Origin of the sequence: Salinicola endophyticus (assembly GCF_003206575.1) — a bacterium.
GTDB lineage: Bacteria > Pseudomonadota > Gammaproteobacteria > Pseudomonadales > Halomonadaceae > Salinicola > Salinicola endophyticus.
The window spans coordinates 198,400-212,953 of the sequence record NZ_PZJO01000001.1; the positions used below are offsets into that span (position 1 = coordinate 198,400).

Here is a 14,554-nt window from a genome sequence, read left to right on the forward strand (position 1 = left end):
GCGCCTCGGGCGGCGCTCCCGCCGCCCCGCCGTCTGCCCCGCCACGCTCGCCGTGGCGGCCCTCGGGCCGGGACCGGGGTTCCGTTCCGGCGCCATCGTTCGTCGCCCCCACGCGGAGAGAGATGCCATGCCCTTGCCCCGCTGCCGCTGGCTGCTGCTCGCCACCTGCCTGCTGGCCTCGAGCGCACCCGCCGATCTGTTCTACGCGCCGCCGGCACCCGACGACGACACGCCCAACTTCAGCGGTAGTGCGGAACTCGGCTATACCCGCCTGACCGGCAACAGCAACACCCAGACGCTGCTGGCCAAGGGGCGCCTGACCTGGCTGACCGGGCGTTTCACCCACACCTTCCGCGCCGAAACGCGCAGCGTGCAGGACAACGAGAACACCACCAGCGAGCAGTATCTGGTTGCCGGACGCGAGCGCTACGAGCTGAGCGACGACAACTATCTGTTCGGCTTCGCCCGCTGGGAACGCGACCGCTTCAGCGGCTACGACTGGCAGTTCACCACCATCGGCGGCTACGGACGTCAACTGCTCAACGGCCCCACCCACACCCTCTCCGCCGAAGTCGGCCCCGGCTATCGCCACGACGACTACGCCGACAAGAGCAAGGGCAGCGACGACCTGCCGCTGGCCTACTCGGCACTCGACTACACCTACAACTTCAGCGAGGACATCTCCTTCGATCAGGAGATGTCGGTGGAAGCGACCCATATCAGCGTGACCACGCGTTCGCTTTCGACCATCACCTCGCAGCTCAACTCGCACCTGGCGCTGCGTGTCGCTTACGACGTCAAGAGCAACACCCATCCACCGCCGGATGCCGACGCCCGCACCGACACCACCACCTCGGTCTCGCTGCTGTATAGCTGGTGAGTGTATGGCTGGTGAGCACGGCGGACGCCGCAACCACACCACGCTGACATACCCGGCGACCGCCGGTTCTCACGGATACCCCAAACGCAACTGCCGCCCCGAAGGGCGGCAGTCGTGTCATTCAGAACGCCACGGCGATCGCGCTCAATCGCTCAACCGTAGATCTCCTTGACGCTCTTCAGCGGATAGTGCGCCGGATAGGGCTTGCACGCCACGCCACTGTCGATGGCGGCCTGGGCCACGGCCGCCGGGATGCGCTCGAGCAGGCGCGAGTCCACCGGCGTGGGGATGATGTAGCCGCGACCGAAGGAGAGCGCATCGAGCTCGTAGGCGTCGAGCACCTCCTGGGTCACCGGCTCCCGTGCCAGATCCTTGAGCGCATGCACCGCGGCGATCTTCATCGCTTCGTTGATCGTGGTGGCGCGCACGTCGAGTGCGCCACGGAAGATGAACGGAAAGCCGAGGACGTTGTTGACCTGGTTGGGGTAGTCGGAGCGTCCCGTTCCCATGATCACGTCGCTGCGGGTCTGGCGAGCCAGATCCGGGTGGATCTCCGGGTCCGGGTTGGAGCAGGCGAACACCACCGGGTCGGCGGCCATCCGGCTGAGCTGCTCGGCACTGAACAGGTTGGGGCCGGAGAGGCCGACGAAGACATCCGCCCCTTCGATGGCGTCATCCAGGGTGCGGCACTCGGTCGGGGTGGCGAACTGCGCCTTGTATTCATTGAGGTCGTCACGCCCGGCATGGATCACGCCCTTGCGGTCGAGCATGTAGATGTTCTCGGCGCGGGCACCGCACTCCAGCAGCAGCTTCATGCAGGCGATCGCCGCGGACCCGGCGCCGAGACACACGATGCGCGCCGCATCCAGGGTCTTGCCGGCGATGTCGAGGGCGTTGAGCAGCCCCGCCGCCGTGACGATGGCGGTACCGTGCTGGTCGTCGTGAAATACCGGAATGTTGCAGCGCGCCTTGAGGGCGGCTTCGATCTCGAAGCACTCCGGGGCCTTGATGTCCTCGAGATTGATCCCGCCCCAGCTCAGCGCGATGTTGGCGACGGTATCGATGAACTCCTGCGGCGAATCCGCCTCGACCTCGATATCCACCGAGTTGATGCCGGCAAAGCGCTTGAACAGCACGCCCTTGCCCTCCATCACCGGCTTGCTCGCCAACGGCCCCAGATTGCCCAGCCCCAGAATGGCACTACCGTCGGACACCACGGCGACCAGGTTGCCCTTGCCGGTGTAGAGATAGGCATCCTCGGGGTTGGCGGCGATCTCGCGACACGGCTCGGCGACCCCCGGGCTGTAGGCCAGCGCCAGATGCTTGGCGGTCTGCGTCGGCTTGGTCAGCTCGACCGAGAGCTTCCCCGGAAAAGGCTTGGCGTGGTAGTCGAGCGCAGCCTGGCGCTTGTCGTCACTCATGGGCTTTTTCTCGTCTTCAGATCATTGGGTGGCGCCAGACTAACGGAAAACCCCGCCCCGGACAACGCGGACACGTTGATGGAGCTTGGCGACCATTGAGTAGCTTTTTGCCTCATATCGCAGCCATTTGCTGCAACTTATACCTGAGCGACCAACCATAGAGCATCCCTTATTACAACGTGTACACGCTATCCGCTTGCCATGCAGGAGAGTCGACTCCGGGAAGGACGCGGTCCCAGCTGGGGGAAGAAAGATAAGAAACAGAAAGAAGAGAAGAGGAAAAAGCGCGCGTGGCACCTGAAGAGACGCGGGCGCGATAGTGCAGTAGAAACTCTGATGACCGGCACCGTGACGCCAGGATCAGGATCGGCACGGCGGCAGCGGAGACGGCGAGCGGTCGGCTCAGAGCGGCCAGAGGGATGAAGTCAAGGTTCGCGAGAGCCAGAACGACAATGCCCCGGCCAGGGCCGGGGCATTGTTTTCGGTCAGCGACGTTTTCGGTCAGCAACCGGGCCGAGCGCGAACGCCCGGCGGGACGTCGTTCAGCCGCGACGTACGGCAGCACCGAAGCGCTTGTTGAAGCGCTCGACGCGACCACCGGTGGTCGCCTGCTTCTGCTTGCCGGTGTAGAACGGGTGGCACTGGGAGCAGACGTCGATATGGAAATCTTCGCTCGCCGTGGTACCGACGCTGTGGGTCGCACCGCAGGAACAAGTCGCGGTGACCTTCTTGTATTCGGGGTGAATAGCCTGTTTCATCGTGAAGCCTCGCTGGCAGTGTACCGCCACCTGATCGTTTGCCAGGCACCGTACACGGATAGGGATTAGCGGTTGACTCCCGCGCGACCGGAACGCCTGGAATCCCGAAGTTTCGCGGCACCGGACTTGCCCGGCGGCGCCACCTCGGATAAAAGACGCACCCTACGTCGGAAGGCGCAGCATTCTAGCACTGTTCTGGATGGAGGCCAATTGGCAGATTTCAAGCCCGACGCCGCAGCGCCGGCCACGCAGGCGCGCGTGCTGCGGGTCGCCGTACCTACCCCGCTGCGACGACTGTTCGACTACCGCCCCGCTGGTGCCCCACCGGCCGGTGGCTGGCGCGCGGGCATCCGGGTCAAGGTCCCCTTCGGGCGCCGCGAGCTGGTGGGCATCGTCATCGCCTGCGCCGCCGAGAGCGACTTGCCACTGGCCCAGCTCAAGCCGATCGTCGCCTGCCTCGACGCCGAACCGCTGCCGGCGGACTGGTTGTGGCTGTGCGAGTTCACCGCGCGCTACTACCAGCATGCGCTGGGCGACACCCTGCACAACGCCCTGCCGGTACCGCTGCGCCAGGGTCGCCCGCTGGAAGCGCGCACCCGCGAACGCTGGCGTCTGGAGACCGCGGAGACGACGGCGCTGGAAAAGCTCGGCCGCGCGCCGCGCCAGCGCGAGCTGGTCACCCTGCTCGCCCAGCATCGCCACGGCCTGGTCACCAGCGCGGTCAGCGCCCAGGGCTTCACCCGGGCCCAGCTGCAGGGCCTCACCCGGCGCGGTCTGGTCAGCTGCTACGAAGAGCCACTGACCGCGGCGGCGGCACTGTCGGGGCCGCTGCTGGCGACCCCGGCGCTGACCCTCAACCGCGAGCAGGCAGCGGCGCTGGCGGCACTGCACGAAGGGCTCGATCGCTACCACCCCTGCCTGCTCCACGGCGTCACCGGCAGCGGCAAGACCGAGGTCTATCTGCAGTTGATCGAAGCCGTGCTCGGCCAGGGCAAGCAGGCGCTGGTGCTGGTACCGGAGATCGGTCTCACCCCGCAGACCCTGGCGCGCTTTCGCAAGCGCTTCCGGGTGCCGGTGGTGGCACTGCACTCCGGGCTCACCGACCTCGAGCGCCTGGACGCCTGGGAGGCCGCGCGCAGCGGCCGCGCGCCGGTGGTCATCGGCACCCGCTCGGCGATCTTCACGCCGCTGGCAAGGCCCGGGGCGATCATCGTCGACGAGGAGCACGACGGCTCGTTCAAGCAGCAGGATGGCCTGCGCTACCACGCCCGCGATCTCGCCATCGCCCGCGCCCACCGCGAGGGCATCCCGATCCTGCTGGGCAGCGCCACGCCATCGCTGGAGAGCCTGGCCCAGGCGCGCAGCGGGCGCTACCGCCATCTGCGTCTGACCACCCGCGCCAGCCGCCACGCCCCGGCGCGGCTGGAGCTGACCGACCTGCGCGGGCGCGTGCGCCAGGGCGGGCTGATCCCGCCGGTGATCGAGGCGATCCGCCAGGCCCTCGCGGCGGAGGGGCAGGTGCTGGTGTTCATCAATCGACGCGGCTTCTCGCCCTCGCTGGCCTGTCATCAGTGCGGCTGGATCGCCGAGTGCCGTCACTGCGACTCGCGCCTCACCCTGCACCGCCAGCCGCCACGCTTGGTGTGCCACCACTGCGAGCACCAGCAACCGCAGCCGGACGCCTGCCCCAGCTGCGGCAGCGCCGATCTGCGCCCCCTCGGCGCCGGCACCGAGCGCACCGAGGAGACGCTGGCGACACTGTTTCCCCAGACCCCGATCTATCGCATCGATCGCGACAGCACCCGGCGCAAGGAGGCGCTCGACCAGGTGCTCGGCGAAATCCGCCGCGGCGAGCCGAGCCTGCTGGTCGGCACCCAGATGCTGGCCAAGGGCCACCATCTACCCCACGTCACGCTGGTGGTGGTGGTCAATGCCGACGCTGGGCTCTATGCCAGCGATTTCCGCGCTCTGGAGCAGAGCGCCCAGTTGCTGATCCAGGTCGCCGGGCGCGCCGGCCGCGCCGAGCGCCCCGGCCGCGTACTGGTGCAGACGCTGCACCCGGACGACCCCAACCTGCGCCTGCTGGCGGACAGCGGCTACGATGCCCTTGCCTACCAGCTACTGGAGGAGCGCCGCCTGGCCGCGCTGCCGCCCTACCGCCACCTGGCACTGGCGCGCTTCGAGGCGGTCAAGGAGGACGATGCCCAGGCCACGGCCGCTGCCGCCGGCGAGGCGCTGCGCGAGTGGCTGGCCGCACGCGGCTCGCCGGTGCACGCCCTGGGCCCGGTGCCGGCGCCCATGGAGCGGCGCCAGAACCGCTACCATGTGCAGCTGATGCTCAGCGCCGAGCGCCGCAGTGCGCTGCACGAGGCCGCCGCCTGGCTAGTCACGCGGCTGGAGCAGGAGAGCTCGCGCCGGGTGCGCTGGTCGCTGGACGTCGACCCGATGACGCTGAGTTGAGGGCGGACCGCGCCAGGGTTTAAAGCCTGTGCGCAATCATCGATAATGGCGGCCCTTTTTCCGCGTCGCGACGGCCAGGGAAACACGGCATGAATGCCTGCGCGAGCGAACCGCTCGCCGATTCATTCAGCGCTTCCCCAACGTCGCGGTGTATTCCGCAGCCGAATTCCCGCGCCAGCCCGGGTGACGATGCCCCGGGCGACAGGCCCCACGACTACGAAGCAGGCCATGAAAGAGACGATTATCCAACTGCTCGACGACGCCGTCGCGACACTCAAACAGCGCGGCGAGCTGCCGGCCGACGCCAATCCGGCGATCAAGGTCGACCCGGCCCGTGACAAGGCCCACGGTGACTACGCCACCAACCTCGCGCTGGTGCTGGCCAAGCCGGCCGGCCTCAAGCCGCGCGAGCTGGCCGACAAGCTGGTCGCGGCGCTGCCGGCGAGCGACGCCGTGCGTCAGGTGGAGATCGCCGGGCCCGGATTCATCAACTTCTTCGCCGCCACCGACGCCATCGCCGGTGTGGTCAGTGCCATCCTCGACGCCGGCGACACCTTCGGTCGCAGCCTCAAGGGTGCCGGCGAGAAGGTGCAGGTGGAGTTCGTCTCGGCCAACCCCACCGGCCCGCTGCACGTCGGCCACGGCCGCGGTGCGGCGATCGGCGACTGCTTGAGCCGCCTGCTCGAGGCCACCGGTTTTGATGTCACCTCGGAGTTCTACTACAACGACGCCGGGGCTCAGATCGACAACCTGATGCGCTCGGTCAAGGCGCGCGTCCACGGGTTCACCCCGGAGGATGCCGAGTGGCCGGAGGACGGCTACCGCGGTGACTATATCGCCGACGTCGCCACGGCCTACCTGGCCGGCGAGACGGTGACCGCCGACGACCGCGAGGTGACCGCTGCCGCCGACCCCGAGGACGAGGCGGCGATCCGCGCCTTTGCCGTGGCCTACCTGCGCCGCGAGCAGGATCTCGACCTCAAGGCGTTCGAGGTCGAGTTCGACGTCTACTTCCTCGAGTCCTCGCTCTACGCCGAGGGTCGCGTGGAGGAGACGGTCGAACAACTGATCGCCAACGGCCACACCTACGAGGCCGACGGCGCCCTGTGGCTGCGCACCACCGCTTTCGGTGACGACAAGGACCGGGTGATGCGCAAGTCCGACGGCAGCTACACCTACTTCGTGCCCGACGTCGCCTACCACCACAACAAGTGGCAGCGCGGCTTCACCCGGGTGATCGACGAACAGGGCGCCGATCACCACTCCACGGTGACCCGGGTGCGCGCCGGGCTACAGGCGCTCGAGGTCGGCATCCCCCAGGGCTGGCCCGACTACGTGCTGCACCAGATGGTGCTGGTGACGCGCTCCGGGGTCGAGGTCAAGCTCTCCAAGCGTGCCGGCAGCTATGTCACCCTGCGCGACCTGATCGACGAGGTCGGCCGTGATGCCACGCGCTATTTCCTCGCCGCACGCCGCGCCGATTCGCAGCTCACCTTCGATATCGACCTGGCCCGTTCGCAGACCAACGACAACCCGGTCTACTACATCCAGTATGCCCACGCCCGGGTGTGCAGCGTGGTGCGCAAGGCCGAGCGTGACGGCCAGGCGTTCGACCACGCCACGGCCATGGCCAACCTGGAGCGCCTCGACGCCGAGCAGGAGAAGGCGCTGATGAACCGCCTGGCACGCTACCCCGATACCGTGGAGCGCGCTGCCGAGGCCCGTGAGCCGCACCAGATCGCCCAGTATCTGATCGATCTGGCGAGCGATTTCCACACCTGCTACAACGCCCAGAAAGTCATGGTCGACGATGCCGGACTGCGCAACGCCCGTCTGGCTCTGGGTCTGGCCGCGCGCCAGGTGATCAGCAATGGATTGGCGCTGCTCGGTGTCAGCGCTCCCGAGGAGATGTAGAGGATGGCCAGACGCCCCGCGCAGAACTCACGTGCCGCGCCCAAGGGCGCGACCACCCGCGCCCGCGCGCGCAACGCCGGCAAAAGCCAGGGGGTCGGCGGTATCCCCGGCTGGCTGTGGGCGATCGCCGGTCTGATCGGCGGTTTCGCGCTGTCGCAGTATCTCGACCACAGCTCGCCGGAACCGGTGGCCGCAGTGGTGCCCAAGCCGGCCAGCCAGTCGAGCAGCAGCGCGGCCAACAGCGGCGCCAGCAGCAGCGAGGGCGGCAAGGCGGGTACCAGCAGCGCCCAGCCGGCCACGCCGACCTTCGAGTTCTACACGCTGCTGCCGGAAACCGAGGTGATCGCGCCGAACAGCAGCAGTGGCAGCTCCCCCGAGGTCACCGCCAAGGCCAGCCAGGAGGCGGCCGCCGACGACGCCGCCAACCAGACCAAGCAGCCCGCCGCGACCGGCAGCTACATGCTGCAGGCAGCGTCGTTTCGCGATATCGCCGACGCCGAACGGCTCGCCAACCGGCTCAAGGATTTCGGCCTGCTGGCCAAGATCACCGACGTGCGCGCCAACGGCAACCAGATCTGGCACCGGGTCCAGGTCGGCCCCTATCGCGACACCCGTGAGCTCAATCGGGCCCAGGATCTGATGGTGACTCAGGGTATCGAGCCGCTGATGATCCGGCTGCAGAACTAAGAGGGTGTTTACAAACTGCCTGCGCTCGCCAATACGGCGTTAAAATCGGCCTCAAAATGCTCATTTACCCCGTGTAAACTCCGCTTTTTCGATCGATTTTGCCTTGTCTTGCCTTCGCTCGCCGAATTTGTAAACACCCTCTAAGCACTGCCTGAAAAACAGTAAGCTCGCCTGCCCGGATCGGTCACTCACACCGATCCGGGGTGGCGGGCTCGCTTTCGCCCACCCTTCACTGCGTTGCCCCGCGTTTCCTGCATAGCCGCGTGTTCCCTGCACTGCCTCGATCGACTGCCTGTAGCCTTCGATGGCCCGCTTCGCTTGATTTCCGCCCGCACCGCCCACACCTCTGCCAGCACGGCGCATCGCGATATTGCGATGCCGCGCGTCTTTTTCGGCGCCGTCGGGTGGTTGCCGGCCGCCCGGCCCCCAGCGGTCGCGGCGGATCGTTTCAGATCGGCTCCCGACGGCGCGCCACAAGGAGTAGCTTGATGACCACAATCGTATCCGTGCGCCGTGGCGACCAGGTCGCGCTGGCGGGAGATGGCCAGGTATCGCTGGGCAACACGGTGATGAAAGGCAACGCCAGCAAGGTCCGCCGGCTCTATCGTGGCCAGGTGCTGGCCGGTTTCGCCGGCGGCACCGCCGACGCCTTCACCCTGTTCGAGCGCTTCGAGGCCCAGCTCGAGAAGTACCAGGGCCACCTGACCAAGGCGGCGGTGGAGCTGGCCAAGGAGTGGCGTACCGACCGCGCCCTGCGCCGCCTCGAGGCGATGCTGGCGGTGGCCGACAAGAGCGCTTCACTGATCATCACCGGCAACGGCGACGTGGTCGAGCCGGAGCGCGGCATCATCGCCATCGGCTCCGGCGGGCACTTCGCCCAGGCCTCGGCCCGCGCGCTGCTCGAGAATACCGAGCTCAGCGCCCGCGACATCACCGAGAAGTCGCTCAACATCGCCGCCGACATCTGCGTCTTCACCAATCACCAGATCACGCTCGAAGAGCTGTGATGAGAGCGAATGCCATGACCCAGGATACTTCCAACGCCCAGGCCGCCCTGCCGGCGCCGACCCATACGCAGTCGGCCATGACCCCGCGTGAGATCGTCCATTCGCTGGACCAGTACATCATCGGCCAGCACGACGCCAAGCGCGCGGTGGCGATCGCCCTGCGCAACCGCTGGCGCCGTATGCATCTGGACGAAGACATGCGCGGCGAGATCGTGCCCAAGAACATTCTGATGATCGGCCCCACCGGGGTGGGCAAGACCGAGATCGCGCGGCGTCTGGCCAAGCTCTCCGGCGCGCCCTTCCTCAAGGTCGAGGCGACCAAGTTCACCGAGGTCGGCTATGTCGGCCGCGACGTCGAGTCGATCGTGCGCGATCTGATGGAGATGTCGATCAAGATGGTGCGCGAGCAGGCCAAGACCGAGGTGCGCAACAAGGCCGAGGACGCCGCCGAGGAGCGCATTCTCGACGCCCTGCTGCCGCGCCCCCGGGGCAGCGAGTACGACAGCGGCCGCGACGACTCCGGCACGCGTCAGGTATTCCGCAAGAAACTGCGCGAAGGCCAGCTCGACGACAAGGAGATCGATATCGAGGTCACCCCGGCGAGCCAGGGCATCGATATCATGACCCCGCCGGGCATGGAGGAGATGACCAACCAGCTGCAGAGCCTGTTCGCCAACATGGGCAAGCAGAAGACCGAGAGCCGTCGGGTCACGGTCAAGGAGGCGTGGAAGCTGTTGCAGGACGAGGAAGCCGCCAAGCTGGTCAACGAGGAGGAGATCAAGCAGCGCGCGCTGGAAGCGGTGGAGCAGAACGGCATCGTATTCCTCGACGAGATCGACAAGGTCGCCAAGCGCGGCGAGTCCGGCGGCAGCGGCGGCGACGTCTCCCGCGAGGGCGTGCAGCGCGACCTGCTGCCGCTGATCGAGGGCTCCACCGTCTCCACCAAGCACGGCATGGTGCGCACCGATCATATCCTGTTCATCGCCTCCGGCGCCTTCCACCTCTCCAAGCCCTCGGATCTGATCCCCGAGCTGCAGGGGCGCCTGCCGATCCGGGTCGAGCTCACCGCCCTGACCCCGGATGACTTCAAGCGCATCCTGACCGAGCCCTCGGCGGCGCTGACCAAGCAGTATCAGGCGCTGCTCGGCACCGAAGGGCTGGAGGTGCAGTTCACCGAAGACGGCATCGCCCGGATCGCCGAGATCGCCTGGCAGGTCAACGACGGCACCGAGAACATCGGCGCACGCCGCCTGCACACAGTGATGGAGCGGCTGCTCGAGGAGGCCTCCTATCAGGGCGGCGACTTCGACAGCCCCTTGGTGGTGGATGGCGCCTACGTCGACGCACAGCTCGGCGAGCTGGCGGTGGACGAAGATCTGTCGCGCTATATTCTGTAACCTCAAGCACCGCAGGCATGCCAATCGCGTGCCTGCGGCCATATCGCCACGGCGGCCTCGACGCCCGCAGGACTCGACACACCGAGGTCTTACTCATGGCCTGCAGGGGTCTCGGGGCCTGCGGGCGTCTTGCGTCGCCGCTCTCGTTGGCTTCACATGGGCGCCTGCACCGCACCAGGAGATTTCGCCATGTCCGCCCCAGTCCCTACCCGCGTGCACTACCACAAGCGCGACCGCGAACTCGAACTCGGCTATGCCGACGGCACCCACTACCGCCTGGCGATCGAGCTGCTGAGGGTCTACTCGCCCTCGGCCGAGGTCCAGGGGCACCACCCCAGCGAAGCGGTGCTGCAGACCGGCAAGCGCCACGTCGGACTGCTCGACGTCACCCAGGCCGGGCGCTATGCGCTCAAGCTGCACTTCGACGATGGCCACGACAGCGGCCTCTACACCTGGGACTACCTCCATGCGTTGGCGACCGAGCAGGAGGCGCGCTGGGCCGACTATCTGGCGAGGCTGGCGCGTGCCGGGGCCTCGCGGGAGCCGAGCACGATCCAGATCCATCAGGTGTGATGGCGCAGGAGACGCCGAGTCAGTGTCAGCGCGGACTCGGCGTTCGCCGCGAATCGCCGCGTGACGCGACGCTTGCACGCTAGCCCGGCCGGTGCTCACCAGACTCCATCTCATGTGCCCTCTTGCGTGCGTCGGCAGCCTGTCCACCGAGCGCCCTTGTACCCCTTTTCGCTCATTGATCGACTCCGTAGCGCCGGGATCGAACCCGACAGTACAACCGAATTTGTAACAGTATGTTAAAGGATCAGACATTCTCCTCGCCGACAATGCCGCTTCAGCGTCGGGCTCGGATGATGCTCGAGCCCGCTCGACCTCGTCCCGACAGGAGAACCCAGCAATGGACAGGAGAGATTGTCACCCCTTTCACTGGCACTGGCTGATCACGCTGTCCTGGCTGATCATGTCGCTGTTGGTTACCGGTTGCAGCAGCAGCGATGACAACGAGACCGCCAGCGACGACACTTCTCGATCATCGATGAACACGTCCGAGCCACCCAAATCCGGCGTTTCGGAGAGCCGAAACGCTTTTACCCTCGCCGTCCTGCCGGACACCCAGAAATATGCGGAGAACTCGCCCGAGCGATACATGGCGCAGACACGCTGGATCGCCGATCACTACGCCGAGGAGAAGATCGCCTTCACAGTGCACTTGGGCGATGTGGTGGAGAACACCAGGTTCAACTGTGACGACCCTGCGGCCTGGACCCAGGAGTGGGAGCGCGCACGGGAAGCGATGGCCCTGCTAGAGGCCAACCCCGCAACGCCCTACAGCATTCTGGCCGGTAATCACGACGTGTGCGACCCACGACAGTGGGAGTCCGATCGCGACTTCTCTCGGGAGCCTTTCCTGCAGAACTTCTCGCCCCAGCGGCAAGCCGCCAACTTCGCTACCTACCAGGGGCAGGCGCAACTCGACAATGGCACACCGGCGCCTTGGGGCGGCTTCGACAGCTACCATATCTTTACCGTCAACGACTTCTGGGAAGACGGCTCTCCCCAGTCTTTCATCGTACTGGCGCTCGACTGGCGCCCCTCGGAGACCACCCTGCGGTGGGCGAGTCGCGTGCTCAAGGAGCATCCCGATCTACCCGCCATCTTGACCACCCACCAGTTGATGAATATCGGTGAAGACGGTGAGAGCGCGATCTTCAGCGAGGTCGGCCCCTATTTCTGGGACAACCTGGTAAGAGACAACGATCAGATTTTTCTCACCATCAATGGTCACCATCATGGCGAGGCCACGCTGGAAGCGCGCAACGCCTACGGACGCAAGGTGGTCATGGAGGTGGTCGACTACCAGTCAGGCTACTGGGGCGGCAACGGCATGCTGCAATTGATCACGTTCGACCCTGAGGGCCAGGCGCTACATTTTCGTTCCTTCTCTCCCTGGGTAGCGCAGATCCCCGAGGCCGAGCGCTCTTCGGTAGATGAGCTCGAACGCTGGAAATACAGCATCGATATGGATTTCCGCGAACGTTTTGCCAACTTCAACCAGAACAGTCTGGTGGAAAACGCACCCGGCAACGTCGAAGGCACGCTGGCGCACTGGATTTTCGATGACCGATATCGCATCACCTCGCCAGGCAGTGGCGCAGGTTTCATCGATGTGTCCGGCAACGGCAATTCTCTGAGTACCGCTACACTCGGCGACCCCGAAGCATCGCTTTTCGAGGTGCGAGATATCGATCCCCCTTATGGCTATGCCAAGGGCACCGCGACCTTCCGTGGCGACAACAGCAAAGGCGGTTTCTATCTCGAGACCACGGCACCCGGCCTGGCCTTCGAAAAGAGTGCTGCCGGCAAACAGGGTTACCTGCCGCAGTACACCATCGAGGCGGTGTTGCGGCTGCCAGCAGACTGGACACCCGGTGAGAACGCCTGGTCGGGTGTGCTGACACACCAACCTTCGGCCACCCAAGTCTGCCAGCTGCATCAGCTATCTTGCGCCAGCGGCGACCCCTCACTGGGCCTGGCCATCTCCAGCCTGAGAGAACTGCAGTGGCTCAGCGTGCCGCAAAACGGCAACACGCGGAGCAACTGGTCCTGGGAGATCGATCGCGACCGCTGGTATCACGTGGCCGTGGTCAACGACGGGAAGCGCACGCAGATGTATGTCAACGGCGCGCTGGTGATGCGTACGGGTTACGAGCAATCCGGCTTGCTGGTTCAGCCCGGCAGCGAGTGGCTAGTCGGTGCCAGCTCCTGGGAGGGCAAGCCGGACACCCCCTTCGCCGGCGATATCGCCGAGATTCGCATCAATAACCGCCCACTGGACAGCTCGGAGTGGCTCTACAGGCCTCAGGGCTTGTAAGCAAAACCGGTTAGCAACCAGGCAGGGCAAAAGCCGAACCGGGCTGGTGTACCCGTTCACAGGGGCTCGAGGCGCCTGTAAATAGGTACGCCAGCTCTTCAGACGTTCCTAACGTTGTCCAGTGAACCGGCTGTCAAGGCGGCATGGTCGGGCACACGCCAGCGATGGCGCTCCGGCCGTGCGCTCGTTTACGCTCCGGATGCGCCGGTATCAGACGCCCCCATGCCGATCGTCGGGAGCCCCCCCTCCACCAGACAGTGTGCAAAGACAAGGCCCAGGCCAGACGCTACAATGCACCATCGACAGAGTCAGCGAAGACTCGTCCCGCCTGCCCTCGCCGCGGCCGCCGTCGTTGGCGTTCGTGCGGCGATCTACAGCGTCTTTTCGGGGAGAAGCACATGGACAAGCGCACGACCGACTTCGGCTACGAGCAGGTCGCGGTCGAGGAGAAGGCCGCCCGGGTGGCGGACGTCTTCCACTCGGTGGCCGCGCGCTACGACGTGATGAACGACCTGATGTCGTTCGGTATCCATCGGCTGTGGAAACATCTCACCCTGGAGCGCAGCGGCGTCCGCGCCGGCCACCGGGTGCTCGATATCGCCGGCGGCACCGGCGACCTGACGCGGCAGTTCGCCAAGCGTGTCGGCCCCAGCGGCCGGGTGGTGCTGGCCGATATCAACGCCTCGATGCTGCGGGTCGGGCGTGACAAGCTGATCGACGGCGGCGTCGGCGACAACGTCGAGTACGTGCAGGCCAACGCCGAGAGCCTGCCGTTCCCCGACAACAGCTTCCACTGCATCACCATCGCCTTCGGCCTGCGCAACGTCACCGACAAGGACGCGGCGCTGCGCTCGATGACCCGCGTGCTCAAGCCCGGCGGGCGTCTGCTGGTGCTGGAGTTCTCCAAACCGGCCAATGGTCTGCTCTCCAAGGCCTACGACCAGTACTCGTTCCGGGTGCTGCCGCAGGTCGGGCGGCTGGTCGCCAACGACGCCGACAGCTACCGCTACCTGGCGGAGTCGATCCGCATGCATCCGGATCAGGAGACGCTCAAGGGCATGATGCAGGCCGCCGGACTCGAACGGGTCGAGTACACCAACATGACCGGGGGCATCGTTGCCCTGCACCGCGGCATCAAGCTCTGAG

Annotated in this window: 12 protein-coding genes; 9 read left to right on the forward strand and 3 right to left on the reverse strand. The window is 66.2% G+C overall.

Features of this window, described 5'->3' with window-relative positions:
• Window positions 1–127: 127 nt before the first annotated feature.
• Window positions 128–880: a DUF481 domain-containing protein gene (locus tag DOM66_RS00870; RefSeq protein WP_110675122.1), complete on the forward strand. Its 753-nt coding sequence runs from the start codon at window positions 128–130 to the stop codon at window positions 878–880.
• 152 nt (window positions 881–1,032) lie between these two features.
• Here the strand turns inward: DOM66_RS00870 and DOM66_RS00875 are convergent, their stop codons facing one another.
• Together DOM66_RS00875 and rpmE are read right to left on the reverse strand one after the other, a co-directional pair.
• Window positions 1,033–2,301: a malic enzyme-like NAD(P)-binding protein gene (locus tag DOM66_RS00875; RefSeq protein ID WP_110675123.1), complete on the reverse strand. Its 1,269-nt coding sequence runs from the start codon at window positions 2,299–2,301 to the stop codon at window positions 1,033–1,035.
• Between the two features lie 542 nt (window positions 2,302–2,843).
• A complete protein-coding gene (rpmE, locus tag DOM66_RS00880; RefSeq protein WP_035475666.1) occupies window positions 2,844–3,059 on the reverse strand; it encodes a 50S ribosomal protein L31 in 216 nt (71 codons plus the stop codon).
• Window positions 3,060–3,269: 210 nt separating this feature from the next.
• On the opposite strand from rpmE, the gene DOM66_RS00885 reads away from it, so the two are divergent.
• The 6 genes from DOM66_RS00885 to DOM66_RS00915 all read left to right on the forward strand — a co-directional run bounded on the left by DOM66_RS00885 (window position 3,270) and on the right by DOM66_RS00915 (window position 11,097).
• Window positions 3,270–5,519, forward strand: a complete 2,250-nt coding sequence (locus tag DOM66_RS00885; protein ID WP_188115119.1) for a primosomal protein N' — start codon at window positions 3,270–3,272, stop codon at window positions 5,517–5,519.
• A gap of 228 nt (window positions 5,520–5,747) precedes the next feature.
• Entirely contained in the window at window positions 5,748–7,433 is a 1,686-nt protein-coding gene (gene argS, locus DOM66_RS00890; protein ID WP_110688987.1) for an arginine--tRNA ligase, read from the forward strand.
• A 3-nt stretch (window positions 7,434–7,436) separates the two neighbouring features.
• Window positions 7,437–8,120 (forward strand): SPOR domain-containing protein, encoded by a 684-nt coding sequence (locus DOM66_RS00895; protein ID WP_110688988.1) that lies wholly within the window; start codon window positions 7,437–7,439, stop codon window positions 8,118–8,120.
• 488 nt (window positions 8,121–8,608) lie between these two features.
• On the forward strand, window positions 8,609–9,127 hold the full coding sequence (hslV, locus tag DOM66_RS00905; protein WP_110675126.1) for an ATP-dependent protease subunit HslV: 519 nt from the start codon (window positions 8,609–8,611) through the stop codon (window positions 9,125–9,127).
• A 77-nt stretch (window positions 9,128–9,204) separates the two neighbouring features.
• Complete coding sequence (gene hslU / locus DOM66_RS00910; RefSeq protein ID WP_110675317.1) at window positions 9,205–10,524, forward strand: ATP-dependent protease ATPase subunit HslU; 1,320 nt, start codon at window positions 9,205–9,207, stop codon at window positions 10,522–10,524.
• A gap of 189 nt (window positions 10,525–10,713) precedes the next feature.
• Entirely contained in the window at window positions 10,714–11,097 is a 384-nt protein-coding gene (locus DOM66_RS00915) for a gamma-butyrobetaine hydroxylase-like domain-containing protein (protein WP_110675127.1), read from the forward strand.
• Window positions 11,098–11,460: 363 nt separating this feature from the next.
• On the opposite strand, the gene DOM66_RS19840 is transcribed toward DOM66_RS00915, so the two are convergent.
• Window positions 11,461–11,685 (reverse strand): hypothetical protein, encoded by a 225-nt coding sequence (locus tag DOM66_RS19840; protein ID WP_232825181.1) that lies wholly within the window; start codon window positions 11,683–11,685, stop codon window positions 11,461–11,463.
• Between DOM66_RS19840 and DOM66_RS00920 the strand changes: the two genes are divergently transcribed.
• Both DOM66_RS00920 and ubiE read left to right on the forward strand, forming a co-directional pair.
• Window positions 11,684–13,408 (forward strand): LamG-like jellyroll fold domain-containing protein, encoded by a 1,725-nt coding sequence (locus tag DOM66_RS00920; RefSeq protein WP_232825182.1) that lies wholly within the window; start codon window positions 11,684–11,686, stop codon window positions 13,406–13,408. The genes DOM66_RS19840 and DOM66_RS00920 overlap by 2 nt on opposite strands.
• A 398-nt stretch (window positions 13,409–13,806) precedes the next feature.
• The gene (gene ubiE, locus DOM66_RS00925; protein WP_110675128.1) at window positions 13,807–14,553 is read left to right on the forward strand and encodes a bifunctional demethylmenaquinone methyltransferase/2-methoxy-6-polyprenyl-1,4-benzoquinol methylase UbiE; all 747 of its coding nucleotides are present in this window, start codon (window positions 13,807–13,809) and stop codon (window positions 14,551–14,553) included.
• Window position 14,554 lies beyond the last annotated feature (1 nt).